9 protein-coding genes and 1 tRNA gene are annotated in these 16,159 nt (G+C 65.0%); 7 read left to right on the top strand and 3 right to left on the bottom strand.

What is annotated here, in order from left to right:
* Positions 1-305 precede the first annotated feature (305 nt).
* Positions 306-388, bottom strand: a tRNA-Leu gene (locus GFD25_RS05805).
* A gap of 222 nt (positions 389-610) precedes the next feature.
* Here GFD25_RS05805 and GFD25_RS05800 point away from each other — a divergent pair.
* Positions 611-856 (top strand): hypothetical protein, encoded by a 246-nt coding sequence (locus tag GFD25_RS05800; RefSeq protein ID WP_163230858.1) that lies wholly within the window; start codon positions 611-613, stop codon positions 854-856.
* 225 nt (positions 857-1,081) lie between these two features.
* On the opposite strand, the gene GFD25_RS05795 is transcribed toward GFD25_RS05800, so the two are convergent.
* Positions 1,082-2,761: a gamma-glutamyltransferase family protein gene (locus GFD25_RS05795; RefSeq protein WP_163230856.1), complete on the bottom strand. Its 1,680-nt coding sequence runs from the start codon at positions 2,759-2,761 to the stop codon at positions 1,082-1,084.
* 91 nt (positions 2,762-2,852) lie between these two features.
* Entirely contained in the window at positions 2,853-4,178 is a 1,326-nt protein-coding gene (tgt, locus tag GFD25_RS05790; RefSeq protein WP_163230854.1) for a tRNA guanosine(34) transglycosylase Tgt, read from the bottom strand.
* A 243-nt stretch (positions 4,179-4,421) separates the two neighbouring features.
* Between tgt and GFD25_RS05785 the strand changes: the two genes are divergently transcribed.
* From GFD25_RS05785 to dnaK, 6 genes are all read left to right on the top strand, one after another.
* The gene (locus GFD25_RS05785; RefSeq protein ID WP_163230852.1) at positions 4,422-6,503 is read left to right on the top strand and encodes a S1C family serine protease; all 2,082 of its coding nucleotides are present in this window, start codon (positions 4,422-4,424) and stop codon (positions 6,501-6,503) included.
* Between the two features lie 467 nt (positions 6,504-6,970).
* Positions 6,971-9,430: a heavy metal translocating P-type ATPase gene (locus GFD25_RS05780; protein WP_163230850.1), complete on the top strand. Its 2,460-nt coding sequence runs from the start codon at positions 6,971-6,973 to the stop codon at positions 9,428-9,430.
* Between the two features lie 326 nt (positions 9,431-9,756).
* A complete protein-coding gene (locus GFD25_RS05775) occupies positions 9,757-11,214 on the top strand; it encodes an FAD-dependent oxidoreductase (protein WP_163230848.1) in 1,458 nt (485 codons plus the stop codon).
* Between the two features lie 467 nt (positions 11,215-11,681).
* Positions 11,682-12,803 (top strand): serine hydrolase, encoded by a 1,122-nt coding sequence (locus GFD25_RS05770; RefSeq protein WP_163230846.1) that lies wholly within the window; start codon positions 11,682-11,684, stop codon positions 12,801-12,803.
* A 162-nt stretch (positions 12,804-12,965) separates the two neighbouring features.
* The gene (htpX, locus tag GFD25_RS05765) at positions 12,966-13,961 is read left to right on the top strand and encodes a zinc metalloprotease HtpX (RefSeq protein WP_163230844.1); all 996 of its coding nucleotides are present in this window, start codon (positions 12,966-12,968) and stop codon (positions 13,959-13,961) included.
* A 298-nt stretch (positions 13,962-14,259) separates the two neighbouring features.
* Positions 14,260-16,149, top strand: a complete 1,890-nt coding sequence (dnaK, locus tag GFD25_RS05760; protein WP_163230842.1) for a molecular chaperone DnaK — start codon at positions 14,260-14,262, stop codon at positions 16,147-16,149.
* Positions 16,150-16,159 lie beyond the last annotated feature (10 nt).

Below are 16,159 nucleotides of genomic sequence, written 5' to 3'. Positions count from 1 at the left end.
CGCTACCGTGGCACACGCGACACCGCTACCGTGGCATATGCGATGCGCAAATAGGTCCATCCTCTCTCCGCATGCTAGACGCACACGCCATGTGCGCAATTTCCCATCATCGGCATCAATGCCGTTAGGGCGAGTTGCCATCTGGGCCGGGCGTTTCGCAACAACCAGCCAACGCAGAATAAGACCCACGTTTCTTTGCTTAACCCGAGTTTTTGTCACGTTTTCCGTCACGTTCCGGGTCTGGGCGGAGAAACAGAAAACCCCGGAAGGTTGGAATTCCAACGTTTCCGGGGTTTCATTCTGCGTGCGAGTGGGGGGAGTTGAACCCCCACGAGCATACACTCACTGCCACCTGAAGACAGCGCGTCTACCATTCCGCCACACTCGCAGACAATCGACTAACTTACACCCGACTTGCGGTTTGCGCCACTTCGGCGTGTCGCGACGGTGATGGATCGTGGCGCGCGGCGGAGGCAAGTGTCCAAAAACAAGTGTTTCCGCCGTTTTCGGCGCGTCGTGTGGGTGTGGGTGTCTGTATGGTGAAACCGTATCGTCCAAGTTGTGGGGTGGAGAGACGAAGATGAATCGGCTGCAATCTCGGTCGCGGTGCATGACGTTGATGGTCGTCATGGTCGTAGGCGCAGCCGTCCTGTGTATTTGTTCGTGGTTCGCAACGGCTTCGCTGCTCGCCGTCGCTGCAGTCGTTACCGGGCTATGCTCCTTCCGCGAATGCCGTATCTGCCACCGATTCGCCACCCTGATCCGAACCGACCAATACGGCTCGATCTGCCCGACCTGCCAACGCATGATCCTCGAAGGCCGCCAGCAGGAACTGCTTGAGCGACGCAACGGCTGAATGACCATGGGCGGCGGCCCGAAGAATCCCCGACTTCCTGCGATTCGTGCGACATGACACGACGACAACATACGGCTTGGCCGGAGCAATCGCACGGTAGCGGTTCGCCGATCTCGTCGCGACGATAAACCGGCATGATTTCGTCGATCAGTCGACCGGTCGGCCGATCCGTATCGGCAACTGAATTCCTGACTGAGCGACGTATCGACGGCCGAACCCGACCGACTACCAGCATGCGATGTTGCTGTCGGTGCGCGACTCGGTTCCGCCGACCAGCGAGACCGGCGCGACGTATGATCCGCGATCATCGCAATCGCCGCCGTCCACCCGCATGATCATCTGTCCGCGCCCGAAATCGGCCGTCTCCAATCCGACCGTCACCTCGTGCCCGCGCCGGGCCAGCTCCCGCGCGGTCGAAGCGTCGAACCGCGTCTCCACTCGCATCGCGTTACCCCGGTCCCACCGCCAGCGCGGCGCGTCGAGCGCCTGCTGCGGGTCCATCCCGAAATCGATCGCGTTCATCGCCACTTGCACATGACCCTGCGGCTGCATGTACGCGCCCATCACGCCGAACGGCCCGACCGGCCGCCCGCCCCGCATCAGAAATCCCGGAATGATCGTGTGATACGTGCGCTTGCCCGGCTTGAGCGCGTTCGCCCGCGACGGGTCGAGCGAAAAATCAGCCCCACGGTTCTGCAGCGAGATCCCCGTCCCCGGCACGACGATCCCCGAACCGAACCCCATGTAATTCGACTGGATGTACGACACCATGTTGCCCTCGCCGTCCGCGCAGCACAGGTACACCGTGCCCGAACTCGACGGCGTGCGCGTCGTGCGCACCTCGGCCGTCTCACCGATCAGCCGCGCCTTCTCCTCGCCGTACTCGGGCGCAAGATACCGCGCGTAGTCGAACCCGGTGTCGTCCGGATCGCTGACCGTGTCGAACGCATCCGCGAACGCGAGCTTGATCGCCTCGATCTGCCGGTGATACGTGAGCGCGCGGTCGTCGTGTGCAACGTCGAAGTTGCGCAGGATGTTCAACGCCATGAGCGCGACGATGCCCTGGCCGTTCGGCGGGATCTCGCACACCTGCCAGCCGTCGCGGTAGTCGAGCCGCATCGGATCGACCCAGCGCGGGGCGTACGCGGCCAGATCGTCGTATCTGAGATAGCCGCCGGCCGCGTGACTCGCCTGATCGATCGCGCGGGCCAGATCGCCTTCGTAGAACGAGCGTGCGTTGGTCGCGCCGATCTCGGTCAGCGAGTCCGCATGATTCGGCAGCGTGACGATGTCGCCGGCGGCCGGCGTGTGCCGATCGTCGCCGTAGGTGAACGTGCGGAACCACTCGTCGAACCGGCCGTCTCCGTTGTGCTGGCGATAGCCGTCGGCGCCGCGCCGCCACCAGTACGCAAGGTTCGGATTGACCGCGTATCCGTTGCGCGCGTAGTCGATGGCCGGCGCGAGATCGTCGGCCAGTGTGAGTCGTCCGTACCGTTCGTTGAGCGCGGCCCACGCGGCGGGTGCGCCCGGCACGGTGACCGGGGTCCAGCCGAGACGCGGCATGTGGCCGTCGGCGGTGACGTTGCCGTCCGCGATCACGCGATCGATGGATATGCCTTGCGGCGCGGGACCGCTCGAGTTGAGTCCGATGAGACGTTGCTCGCGGGCGCTCCAGGCGATGCAGAACGCGTCCGATCCGATGCCGTTCGACGTCGGCTCGACGACGGTGAGCGCGGCCGCGGCGGCGACGGCCGCATCGAACGCGTTGCCGCCCTTGAGAATGACCTGCAGACCCGCCGCGGAGGCCTGCGGTTCGGAGCAGTTGACCATCGCGCGGTTCGCGTAGATGGGGTAGCGCTGGGACGGATACCGTTGGGCGAGCGGGTCGAATGTTGCGGATGCCATGCGTCCATTATCGCGCCGCGGCCTGCCGGATCGGCGTATCCGACGTGCGCCGGGAGCATGGGCGGTCCGCCCAGCCCATCCCAGCCCAGCCTCAGCCGCGCGACCCGTTCGCGTAGAAGCGGGCGAGCGTGGCGTCGCGGAACTCGTCGAAGTAGCCGCCGTCGATCGAGGCGCGGATGTCGTCGAGCAGCTTGATGAAGAAGTGTTCGTTGTGGATCGTCGCCAGCGTGAACCCGTTGAATTCGCGGGCGCGCAGCAGGTGATCGACGTACGCGCGCGAATAATGCGTGCACGTGTAGCAGTCGCAGCCTTCCTCGAGCGGCCCGAAATCGAACTTGAACTCGGCGCGCTTGACGTTGTACCGTCCGTCGCGCGTGAAGATCGCGCCGTTGCGGCCGCAACGGGCCGGGGCCACGCAGTCGAACGTGTCGCCGCCGTTCTCCACGCACGCGAAGATGTCGTCCACCGCGGCGATGCCGAGCACGTGGCGCGGTCGGCTTTCCGGCATCGCGTCGCAGATCCACGCGCAGGTGTCGCCGATGATCCGCTTTTCGATCGCGCCGCCGATGCCCACGCCGTCGAAGTCGAGCGAGGCGATCTGCTCGGCCGCATGTCGGCGCAGGTCCTCGTAGTTCGCGCCCTGCACCACGCCGTACAGCGCCTGATACGGTTTGCCCAGACGCTCCGCGGTCAGCCGCTGGTGCTCGGCGACGCAGCGCTGCGCCCACCGGTACGTGCGCTCGACCGACTGTTCCTGATAGCGGCGCGTGTTCATCAGCGTCGTCAGCTCGTCGAACGCGAACATGATGTCCGCACCGATCTTGTGCTGGATGCCCATCGAGATCTCCGCGCTGAACCGGTGCAGCGATCCGTTGAGCGGCGACTTGAACGTCACGCCGTCCTCGTCCACGAACGCGAGGCGTTCCTTGCCTTCCGCGATCACGTCGTCCGACTTCATGCCGGTCACGTCCATCGCCAGCGTCTTCTTGAATCCCGCGCCGAGCGAAAGCACCTGGAAACCGCCGGAATCAGTGAACGTCGGGCCGTCCCAGTTCATGAACTTCGACAGTCCGCCCGCCGCGTCGAGCACGTCCTCGCCGGGCCGCTCGTACAGGTGGAAGGCGTTTGACAGCATGCACTGCGCGCCCTCGACCTTCATCGTCTCCGGCAGTACGGCCTTCATCGCGGCCTGCGTGGCGACCGGTACGAACGCGGGCGTATGGATGTCGCCGTGCGGCGTGTGCAGGATGCCGGTGCGGCCGTAGCGCGCGCCGCCGCGGCCCTTGCCGTCCGCTGCGTCGGGCAGTCGGGTGATCGTCTCGAAATGGAACGCGCTGCGGTCTCCGGGCTTGCCGGGCTCCGCCCCGCGCGGGTGCTCAACCAGATTCGTCTGGGTCGTGTCCGCAAGATTCGTCATGGGATTCACTCTAGGCGAAGCCCCGTAACGGACGCGCGGAGAGGCGAAAACCGTGTGCTGCCGCGCCTTGCGAGATACGTTCCGCCGATGGGAAGCAAACTTGATTGTTTCTCTCTACAAACATTCAGGAAATTTCCAGAGCGGGAATCTTTACTCTTAGGTAGCAGTTCACCGGGTCGGTTCCGGACGTCGCGCGCGATACGCGACGAGCGGCCCGGCAAACGATGTTAAGGAGCATTAGCAATGGCTGAAGAGAACAACAACGACTGGAACGCCGCGAACGGCTACCAGTCCGCGCAGGGCGATGCGCAGCAGGCCGCACAGTCATCTGCGCAGCCGTCCGCGTCGCACGATGCCGGCGAACAGCCGACCGTGACGATTCCGGCGGCATCCGATACGAATTCCGTCGAGACCGCGCCGACGACGCCGATCGAACCGTTGAGCGGCACGTTTTCGTCGCCCGCTCCGGTCGAATCGACTCCGACCGAGACCGCGCCGACCATGCCGATCACGCCGACGCCGTCCGACGATACGCCGAACTACGCGGCCGCGGCCGGCGAGAGTACTGTCGTGTCGTCCGCGCCGACGACCCCGATTCCGACCGCCTCGACCCCGTCGGCCAAGCAACCGACGCAGCAGTACCGTCCGGCGCCGGAATACGGCGCGTACGATCCGACCCGCGCGGCACAGGCCGCGCAGCAGTCCGCCCAGCAGAACGCCCAGCCGACGCAGCAGAACCAGCCGTTCGGCGGACTGTTCGGACAGCACAACCCGTTCGGATCCGCCGACCAGACGAACCAGGCCCCGCAGGATGCGGGCAGCCGCAACCCGTTCGGCAATCCGTTCCTCGCGGGCCAGCAGCAGAACTACGGCCAGCCGACGCAGCCGGGCCAGCAGTCCGGTGCCAACGGCCAGGTGCCGCCGTACCCGCCGTATCAGAACGGCGCGTTCGGCACCCCGTCCAACGGACAGCCGCAACCCGGTCAGCCGGTCGCCAAGAACGGCGGCAAGACCGCCAGCGGCATCGTGATCGGCGTCGTCGCGGCGCTCGTCTCCGCCGCGCTGTGCCTTGGCGTCGGCTACTATGGCCTGACCAACGGTTGGGTCACGATCCCGAACTCCGGCTCGCTGACCAGCGTCAACTCGAACAAGTCCGGCTCCGGTTCGGCCACCACCAAGAGCGGCGAGGCCGTCGACTGGGCGTCCGTGGCGTCCAGCGTGTCCGATTCCGTCGTGTCCATCACGACCACGCTGTCCAACGGCACGGCCAAGGGCTCCGGCGCGATCATCGACACCGAGGGCCACATCGTCACCAACAACCACGTCATCTCCGGCGCGCAGCAGATCCAGGTCACGCTCGCGAACGGCAACATCTACACCGCGCAGCTCGTCGGCACCGACACCACCACCGATCTCGCGGTCATCAAGCTCGACAATGCGCCGAGCGACCTCAAGGCCGTCGAGTTCGCGGACTCCGACAAGCTCGCGGTCGGCGAGAACGTCATGGCCATCGGCAACCCGCTCGGCTACGACGACACCGCCACCACTGGCATCGTCTCCGCGCTCAACCGCCCGGTGACCGTGACCGACGACAACAACAACCAGATCGTCACCAACGCCGTGCAGATCGACGCGGCCATCAACCCGGGCAACTCGGGCGGCCCGACGTTCAACGGCGCCGGCCAGGTGATCGGCATCAACTCGTCCATCGCTTCGACCGCCAGCTCGTCCGAATCGGCCGGCTCGATCGGCATCGGCTTCGCGATCCCGGCGAACCTCGTCAAGCGCGTCGCCAACGAGATCATCAAGGACGGCTCCGTCAAGCATGTCGCGCTCGGCGTGGTCGTCTCCACCGACACCGTGACCGCCGACGGCGTGACCCGCTCCGGCGCGAAGATCACGCAGCCGTCCACCGGCGGTTCCGCGGTGGTGTCCGGCGGCCCGGCCGACAAGGCGGGACTCAAGGCCGGCGACACGATCGTCGCGTTCAATGGCAACGCGGTCAACAGCCACTATGCGCTGCTCGGTTTCGTCCGTGCGTCTGCGCTCGGCGACAAGGTGACGCTGACCATCGTGCGTGACGGCAAGACCATGGACGTCGAGGTGACGCTCGACCAGGAGGAGTCTGCGGTGAACGGCTCGTCCAGCTCGTCGAACGGCAATTCGAACGGTAATTCCGACGGCAATTCGAATGGCAACGGCCAGAATGGCAACGGTTCGGGCAACGGTTCGAACGGATACGGCAACGGATCCGACGGCAATTCGAACGGCAACGGCGGCACCGGTGACGACGGCGGCTTCTCCGATCCGTTCGGCTTGTGGTAAACCGATAGCCTGCTTTGAACGGTCGCAACGACCGTAAGGCGACGACTGTAAGACAACGACCGTAAGTGAGTCGGGATCACGATGATCCCGCTGACTTACGGTCGTTTTCGTATGTCCATACAGCCGTCGGCGGACGGTGCGATGCGGATGCGGACTCGGTTACGGTCGTTGCGGACGATCGGAATTCGGGGCAACTGATCGGATGGGGCTGCCCGGATGAACCGGCCGATCTCCCCGATGAAGTCGCGGGGCTTGGGCATGATGAGGAAACACAACTGAATATGTCATCTTTACGCCGTGTATCGGAAGGTCACGCGGAGGTGCCGTGCGGGATGCGTGCGGCGCTTCGGCAAGGTCGCCGGTGGGTTAACAAGGCGTGACTGAACTGCCGATTGCGGCCGGTCGCGCGTTTGCATACCCGCGTTGCCTCCGTGATCGACTCCGTATCCGAGCGTAAGGAGCACGTGATGAGTGGATTCATCGGTGTTGTACGTAAATTCTGTGCGAGCGTTCTTCGCGTATGTCGATTGGTGCCGATGCTGCCCGTAGTGATCGTGGCGGCGGTCCCGCTGGCGTTGCTGGGCCAGTGGAGGCCGTGGGAGACGGTCAGTGCCGTGGACGGTGCCGTTGCTGACGGTGCTGCTACGGGAGGCATGCGGATCCCGGTTCTGGGTGATCCCGGAGTGGGGCAGTGGCTGATCATCGTGCTGGTGCTGATCGTCGTGTTCGATACCGTGCGCGGCATGATCGACGACATTCGGCACGGTCAGGTCGGCGTCGACCTGCTGGCGGTCGTGGCGATCCTGTCGACCGTGGCGGTGCATGAATATTGGGCGAGCTGGGCGGTCATGCTGATGATCGCATCCGGCGAGGCCATCGAGGAATACGCGCAGGCAAAGGCCGAATATAGTCTGACCTCGCTGATGCAGGCCGCGCCTCGGACCGCGCATGTGGTCACGCTGACCGGCGTGGGCGGTGGCGGTATGACAGCTGCCGGGACCGGGGCTAGGACTGGGGCCGACATGCGGCCTGCGGTATCCGATGACGGATTCCGTCGGGTGAACGGGACGCCGGGGGAGTCCGGTCCCGTGACGTCGGCCGATCCGCGGAGGCATGTCGGCGAGGTGGCCGGTTCCGAGCGACGTCGTGATGGCCGTGCCGGCGAACGGGGGACGATCTGCGCCCTCACCGGTCGCGATCCATATGACTGCGATCCTGCCGTGCGTCGCGCCGACACGGCCGCGCGTACATCCGCGGTATCTGCTGCATCCGCTGCCGATGGCGACGGAACCGCGGCCGCCCGGCACATGCGCACCGTGCCGGTCGACGAGGTGCGCATCGGCGATGTGCTTGTCGTGCTGCCCGGCGAAACCGTGCCGGTCGACGGCGAGCTCATGTCCGTCTCCGCAACGCTTGATCTGAGCAACATCAACGGCGAACCGATGCCTCGTGAGGTGTTCGCGGGCGCTCGCGTCATGTCCGGCGCGGTCAACGGGGCGACCGTGCTGACCATGCGCGTCACGGCGCGGGCTGCCGATTCGCAGTATCAGCGCATCATGTCCCTCGTGTCCTCCGCGCAGGAATCGCGACCGGCCGTTGTGCGAACGGCTGACCGGCTGGCTGTCCCGTTCACGGTCCTGTCCCTGGCGATCGCGGGCGTTGCGCGGGCGGTGTCCGGCATCCCGACCCGGTTCGCGCAGGTGCTCGTGCTGGCCACGCCGTGCCCGCTGCTCATCGCCGCGCCGGTCGCGTACATCGCCGGCACCGGGCGGCTTGCGGCCGCCGGAGTACTCATCAAAACGCAGGATGTGCTCGAACGGCTCGGGCAGGTCACGCAGGTGTTCTTCGACAAAACCGGCACGTTGACCGTCAAGCGGCCGCAGGTGGTGCGTGTGGAGATGCTGCCGGGCCTTGCGACTCGTTTGGATGAGGACCACGTGCTCATGATGGCCGGCGTGGTGGAAGGGTATTCGGTGCACATCCTCTCGTGTGGCATCGCGGCGGCCGGGATGGATGCGATGGACCGGTTGCGGGCGCGGTTCGCGGACGGGCGGCGGGATTGTCCGGACCCCGGGGCGGACGCGTTCGGACACGGGCGGGATTTGCCGGTCGTGAAGGAGGTTCGTGAGGAGCCGGGCAAGGGCGTGTCCGGTCTGGTGAACGGCCATGTGGTGCGCGTGGGGCGGCTGTCGTTCGCGAATGCCCGGGACGACGGGTTCCAGCCGGTCGGAGGCGGGGCAGAGGCCATCGGTGCGGCCGCCGGAGCGGGGCCGGCGAAGGATCGGGACGCTTCCATCCGCACGCGCTTCGGCATGCTTGAACCGGACGAGATGGCGTCGTATGTGTCGATCGACGGGCGGTTGATCGCACGGATCGTGTTGCGTGACGTGCCCCGCGCGAACGCCCGTGAGGCGTTGTCCCGCCTGCATTCCCTTGGCGTGGAAAAACTCGTCATGCTGACCGGCGACAAGCGGGCGTCCGCCGAGATCATCGCCCGTGAGGTCGGTATCGACGAGGTTCACGCCGAACTGTTTCCGGAGGACAAGGTTGCGGCCGTTCGGGATGCGGGCGGAGCTGGACGGACGGTCACGATGATGGTCGGTGACGGTGTGAACGACGCGCCCGTCCTTGCCGTGGCGGACATCGGCGTGGCCATGACCGACGGCACATCCACCGCCGCATCGGAATCCGCGCAGGTCGTCATCATGAACGACGACATCGCCGCCGTTCCGCGGGCCATCGCCATCGCCCGTCGCACCAAGCGCATCATGCTGCAGGCCGTCCTGCTTGGCCTGGGCCTCGCCCTTGTCGGCATGCTCGCCGCCGCCTTCAACCTCATCCCGGTCGTCGTCGGCGCCTTCCTCCAGGAGGCCATCGACGTCGTCTCCATCCTCTGGGCCCTCACCGTCCTGCTCGATAGGGACTGAGCGATGCCGGTTGAGTCTTCTCCAAACTTTGAGGCAGATTGTGCGGTTTGTAAGGATCTTTCTGCAAACTCTGAGGCAGCTTCTCTGTTTACACACTCTAGATATGGGCCGTTGTCGAGGAAATATGGCGCTGGTTTCGAACAAGACTGCCTCAAAGTTTGAGGAAAGACCTCTGCGAATTCGCCGATCTGCCTCAAAGTTTGCCGAAAGATGCTCATTCCGAGTCTCAAACGGCCAGTCAGCCCGATTCTGCCGACATGCATGCCCACGTATGTCCGCCAAATCACCCCTTCCGCGATTCGGCGGCTTGCGATAGTCTGGAACGCGTGACTGAATCTTCGAATACCAACAACGAACTGCGCATTGCAGTGATCGGCGCCGGTCCGGCCGGCGTCTATTCCTCCGACATTTTCCTGCGTCAGCTCAAGAAGCTGGGCGAGGAACTTGGCCTCGGCACCAAGGCCCGCATCGACCTGTTCGAGAAGTTGCCCGTGCCGTTCGGCCTGGTCCGCTATGGCGTGGCACCTGACCACCCGTCCATCAAGTTCATCGCCGACGCGCTCGAGAAGACGCTCGACAACCCCGACATCCACCTGTACTGCGACGTGGAGTTCGGCAAGGACGTGACGCTCGACGAGCTGCTCGCCCGTTACGACGCGGTCCTGTTCGCCACCGGCGCGGTCAAGGACAAGCCGCTCGGCCTGCCGGGCGCGGACCTTGACGGCGTGTACGGCGCGGCCAAGTTCGTTGAGTGGTACGACGGTTATCCGACCGGAGCCCGCGAATGGCCGCTGACGGCCGAGAACGTGGCCGTGATCGGCGGCGGCAACGTCGCGATGGACGTGGCCCGCGAGCTTATGCGCAATGCGGACGACCTCAAGGCCAAGACCGACATTCCGGACAACGTCTACGAAGGTATCGGCAAGAACAAGGCGAAGGTGCTTCACCTGTTCATCCGCCGTGGCGTCGCGCAGGCGAAGTTCAGCGTGCAGGAACTGCGCGAGATGGAGAAGCTGCCCGGCGTGCAGCTCATCATCAACGAGGACGACTTCGAGCTGGACGACGACACCATCGAGGTGGCCGGCAAGGACAAGCTCACCCGTCAGATGGTCGAGGAGCTGTTCACGATCCGTGAGATGGCCGAGGACATGGAGGACGACGGCGACGTCGACTTCGAGGGCAACCCGGCCGACCGCAAGTACTACATCCACTTCAACTCCGCCCCGACCGAGGTTCTCGGCGAGGACGGCAAGGTGACTGCGATCCGCGTCGAGCGCACCGAAACCGGCGCCGACGGCAAGATGCATCGCACCGGCGAGTTCACCGACTACCCGGTCGAGGCCGTGTACCACGCGATCGGCTACAAGCCGGCCGAGGCGCCCGGCATCGTGTACGACGAGAAGGGCGCTCACCTGGCCAACGCGAACGGTGATGGCCGCATCACCACCGCCGCGGACGGCGGCGAGGTGCGTGAACGCCTGTATGCGACCGGTTGGGCCAAGCGCGGCCCGGTCGGCCTGATCGGCTCGACCAAGTCCGACGCGCTGATGATCGTGACCAACATGCTTGAGGATCTCGCCAAGGCCGCGGAAGGCGGCCGCGTGGCCGAAGACCGTGACCCCGAGTCCATCGACCGACTGTTGGAAAGCCGCGGCGTCAAGCCGATCGACTTCGCCGGCTGGAAGAAGGTCGACGCGTTCGAACGTGCCGAAGGCGCGAAGGAAGGCCGTGAGCACAAGAAGGTCATCGACCCGGATCAGATGCGCGAGCTGGCTCACGCCTGATCTGATGCGCGACTGATCGCGATCCGTGCGGGTCCGTGCGGATCTGCGCGGACGTGTTGGTCTGCAGTTATTCGCGGCCGTATTGGCTACTAGATGGTCTCCCGTGGAGATTTGTCCGCGGGGGACCATCGTATTCGGGGCGCTCGGCTTTCGTGCCGGCTTTCGTGCCGGTTTTCACCGCGCACTACGACGACCTGTAGAGGTCGGGCAGCCTATCCTAGGAACCTCTCAGATTCCTTCCAGTCGTGTGACGCGGTTGCGGCGTATATTGGCGTGTGCATTCACGTATACCCCCTGTCCTGATCGATCTGGAAGTACCATGCCGCAACAGAACCGTCATCTCGAACCGCGCGACACGCGCCGCAACCGGCGATCGGCGTCCTCGAACCCCGCGGGTCCCGCACCCCCGTCGTGCATCCTCGAATGCCCGAAGCCGGCGCGGCGGGCGCGTCCGGCGGGTGATGCGTGTGTGGTCGGCCAATCTTGCGCAGTCGCCGGTATATCGCCGCCGTCTGGCCGCGGTCATCGGCGCGACTCTGGCGGTATCCGTCGCCGCGTACGGTTCCGCGCAGCTCCTGTGGCGTGACGCCGTTGCCGAATCGTCGTCGGCCGCGTCCGAAACCGGACACCGATCAAAGTCGGCCGCGCAGGATTCGACCCACGAGGCCGCGGACGTGCCGGCGGCCGAACCGACGTCGACGGAAACCGTGGTCAACGCGATCGGACAGCTTGACGGTTCCGCGCAGATCGCCACGTCCGGTTTCACGCTCGACACGGACACGCAGCTGCAATTGGAGAACGAGCTGAACGCGTTCTCGTCGTACGGGTATTCGGTATCGTTCGTACTCGTCGACGTCGCGTCGGGCAAGGCGATCTCGTCGTACGCGAACACGGCTCGCTATTCCGCATCGGCGATCAAGGGACCGTACGTTCTGTCGGTCGCGCAGACCGGGGCGCTCGACCTCGACGTGGCGTATCTGGCCGAAACCGATGCCGGCGGCAACACGCAATACCTGATCGACCAGGCGATCACCGTGTCCGACAACACCGCCTACAAGGAACTGCACGACACGTACGGCACCGACGGATTCGCGCAGTGGTCGTCGGCGGTCGGGGTATCCGCCGACGTGACGCAGGGCGCGTATCTGAACATGTCGGCGGCGGACCTGGCGCGCATGTGGGCTGCCGGATACGGATACCTGTTCGACGATGACGGGTCATCGACGTCGGCGGCCGCATCGTCGGCTTCGGAAGGCGACGGTTCGTCCGGCGCCGGCACGGGCGACAACACGACGCAATCCGCGACGGACGTCTCGTCCGCGGCTCGGCAGTGGCTGGCCGGAGAATTCTCGTCCACGCTGAACTCCACGATCCACATGGCGCTCGGCGAACAGTATTCCGTATACACCAAAGCCGGCTGGATCAACGGCGAGGGCGGTTACTACGCGTTGAACGACGCCGGCATCGTGCGTTCGTCGTCCGGCGACTACGTGCTCGCGGTGATGAGCGACGCCTGCGAGGAATACGACCTGCTGTCCGGACTGGTGTCGATGCTCGACACGATCCACTCCGCCGCGATGACCGCGTGACCTGTGCGTCCGCGATTGGCGCATCTGCGCGCAAGCCAACGCCCGGCAGCCGATTTGCGTTGGTTTGCGCACGGTAGCGTCGATTCAGCCTGTGGCGGATACGCCCCGTACTGCCTGCCGCTGTCCAGCCAACGTTCAGACAGTGAATTTAGTGTGTGGATTATGAATGGCAAACTGCGGGTGCACGGCCACTACAACGGCCTGAAAACGACGCTGCTTTTCGCGCTGATGTGGACGGTCATCATGCTCATCTGGTGGGCGACGGGCGGCAGTCGCGGCACGTTGGGCGTGTACATTCTCATCGGTCTCGCCACTACGTTCCTCTCCTACTGGTTCTCCGACAAGATCGCCATCGCGTCGATGGGCGCCCGCGAGGTTTCGGAAGCCGAGGCGCCGATGCTGTACCGCATCGTGCGCGAACTGAGCGCCAAGGCCGGCAAGCCGATGCCGCGCATCTACATCGCGCCGACCATGAGTCCGAACGCCTTCGCCACCGGCCGCAACGAACGTCATGCGGCGGTGTGCTGCACGCAGGGCATCCTGCAGATCCTCAACGAACGCGAGATCCGCGGCGTGCTCGGCCACGAGCTCATGCATGTGTACAACCATGACATTCTGACGTCGGCGGTCGCGTCCGCGATGGCCACGGTCATCACGTATCTCGGATACTCGCTGATGTATTTCGGCGGCGGCAACTCGCGTGACGACCGTGAGAATTCGTCCGGTGGGCTCGGGCTGATCGGCGTGCTGGTCAGCGCGATCCTGGCGCCGTTGGCCGCGTCGCTGATCCAGATGGCGATCTCGCGCACGCGCGAGTTCGATGCGGACGAGGACGGTTCGACGCTGACCGGTGACCCGGAGGCGTTGGCGTCGGCGCTGAACAAAATCTCGTACGGGGCACAGGCCGCGCCGATGCGCAAGACCGCCGGAACGCAGTCGGTGGCTGCGATGATGATCGCGAACCCGTTCTCCGCGGCCGGTTTCTCGAAGTTGTTCTCGACCCACCCGCCGACCGACGAGCGTATCGCCCGGCTGATGCAGATGGCGCAGGAGATGCGCGCGCAGGGTGTGCTGCCGTCGTACGGGCAGACGGGCGGCCAAGCGTATCCGCAGTACGGGCAGCCGTACAGTCAGTATGGGCAGTATGGTCATCGGTAAGGTTCGGTAGGCCAGGCCGTTGTCGCCGACGGCTGGTTGCGTACGCCCGTCGTCCTTCTGTGTGAGGGGCGGCGGGCGTTCTGTGTTCGTCTGCGTGCGTCCGAAAAATTTTTCCGATAATCCGGGAATAATAGTTTGCGAATAAAAGTTGAGTGGTGTAGGCTCAAGTTTTGGAAAACAAAAAAGGCCGACATCCTCGAGACGAGGACGGCGAGACCGCGACCTTCGGGTCGTGATCCGCGATCCGAAGCTTGAGCGCAGAAACGTCAACGAATAATCAACCAAAGGAGCAAACATTATGGGACGTGCAGTAGGCATTGATCTGGGTACTACCAATTCCTGCATCGCTACGCTGGAAGGCGGCGAGCCGACCGTCATCGTGAACGCGGAAGGCATGCGCACCACGCCGTCCGTCGTCGCGTTCTCCAAGTCCGGCGAGATCCTCGTCGGTGAGGTCGCCAAGCGTCAGGCCGTCACCAACGTCGACCGCACCATCTCCTCCGTCAAGCGTCACATGGGCACCGACTGGACCGTCGAGATTGACGGCAAGAAGTGGACCCCGCAGGAGATCTCCGCGCAGATCCTGATGAAGCTGAAGAGGGACGCCGAAGCGTACCTCGGCGAGCCGGTCACGGACGCCGTCATCACCTGCCCGGCGTACTTCAACGACGCCCAGCGCCAGGCCACCAAGGACGCCGGCAAGATCGCCGGCCTGAACGTGCTGCGCATCATCAACGAGCCGACCGCCGCCGCGCTGGCGTACGGCCTCGAGAAGGGCAAGGACGACGAGCACATCCTCGTCTTCGATCTGGGCGGCGGCACCTTCGATGTGTCCCTGCTGGAGATCGGCAAGGACGAGGACGGCTTCTCCACCATTCAGGTGCAGGCCACCAACGGCGACAACCACCTGGGCGGCGACGACTGGGATCAGAAGATCATCGACTGGCTGGTCGGCGAGGTCAAGAACAAGTACGGCGTCGACCTGAGCAAGGACAAGATCGCCCTGCAGCGTCTGAAGGAAGCCTCCGAGCAGGCGAAGAAGGAACTGTCTTCGTCCACCTCGACCTCCATCAACATGCAGTACCTGGCCATGACCCCTGACGGCACCCCGGTGCACCTCGACGAGACGCTGACCCGCGCCCACTTCGAGGAAATGACCTCCGACCTGCTCGGCCGCTGCCGCACGCCGTTCAACAACGTGCTGCGCGACGCCGGCATCGGCGTGAGCGACATCGACCACGTCGTGCTCGTCGGCGGTTCGACCCGTATGCCGGCCGTCAAGGAGCTCGTCAAGGAGCTCACCGGCGGCAAGGAAGCGAACCAGTCCGTGAACCCGGATGAGGTCGTGGCCGTCGGCGCCGCCGTGCAGTCCGGCGTCATCAAGGGCGACCGCAAGGACGTCCTGCTGATCGACGTGACCCCGCTGTCGCTGGGCATCGAGACCAAGGGCGGCATCATGACCAAGCTCATCGAGCGCAACACCGCCATCCCGACCAAGCGTTCCGAGGTCTTCTCCACCGCCGAGGACAACCAGCCGTCCGTGCTGATCCAGGTCTACCAGGGCGAGCGCGAGTTCGCCCGCGACAACAAGCCGCTGGGCACCTTCGAGCTGACCGGCATCGCGCCGGCTCCGCGTGGCGTCCCGCAGATCGAGGTCACCTTCGACATCGACGCCAACGGCATCGTGCACGTGTCCGCCAAGGACAAGGGCACCGGCAAGGAGCAGTCGATGACCATCACCGGCGGCTCGGGCCTGCCGAAGGACGAGATCGACCGCATGGTCAAGGAGGCCGAGGCCCACGAGGCCGAGGACAAGAAGCGCAAGGAGGAGGCCGAGACCCGCAACCAGGCCGAGGCGTTCGCCTACCAGACCGAGAAGCTCGTGAACGACAACAAGGACAAGATCTCCGACGAGATCGCCAAGGAAGTCACCGAGAAGGTCAACGCGCTGAAGGAAGCCCTCAAGGGCGACGACATCGAGAAGGTCAAGACCGCGCAGAGCGAGCTGATGACCTCCGCCCAGAAGATCGGCGAGGCGCTGTACTCGCAGCAGGCCGCGGCCGGTGCCGCTGGCGCTGCGGGCGCGGGCGCCGCAGCTGGTGCCGGCGCGTCGGGTGCCGCGAACGGTGGCGACGACGACGTGGTGGACGCCGAAGTCGTGGATGACGACGACAAGGACAACAAGTAAGGAACCGTCC

The organism is Bifidobacterium aerophilum, assembly GCF_010667685.1.
Taxonomy (GTDB): domain Bacteria; phylum Actinomycetota; class Actinomycetes; order Actinomycetales; family Bifidobacteriaceae; genus Bifidobacterium; species Bifidobacterium aerophilum.
The sequence above is the reverse complement of the archived record's forward strand: the minus strand, read 5'-3'. Positions and strand labels throughout refer to the sequence as shown.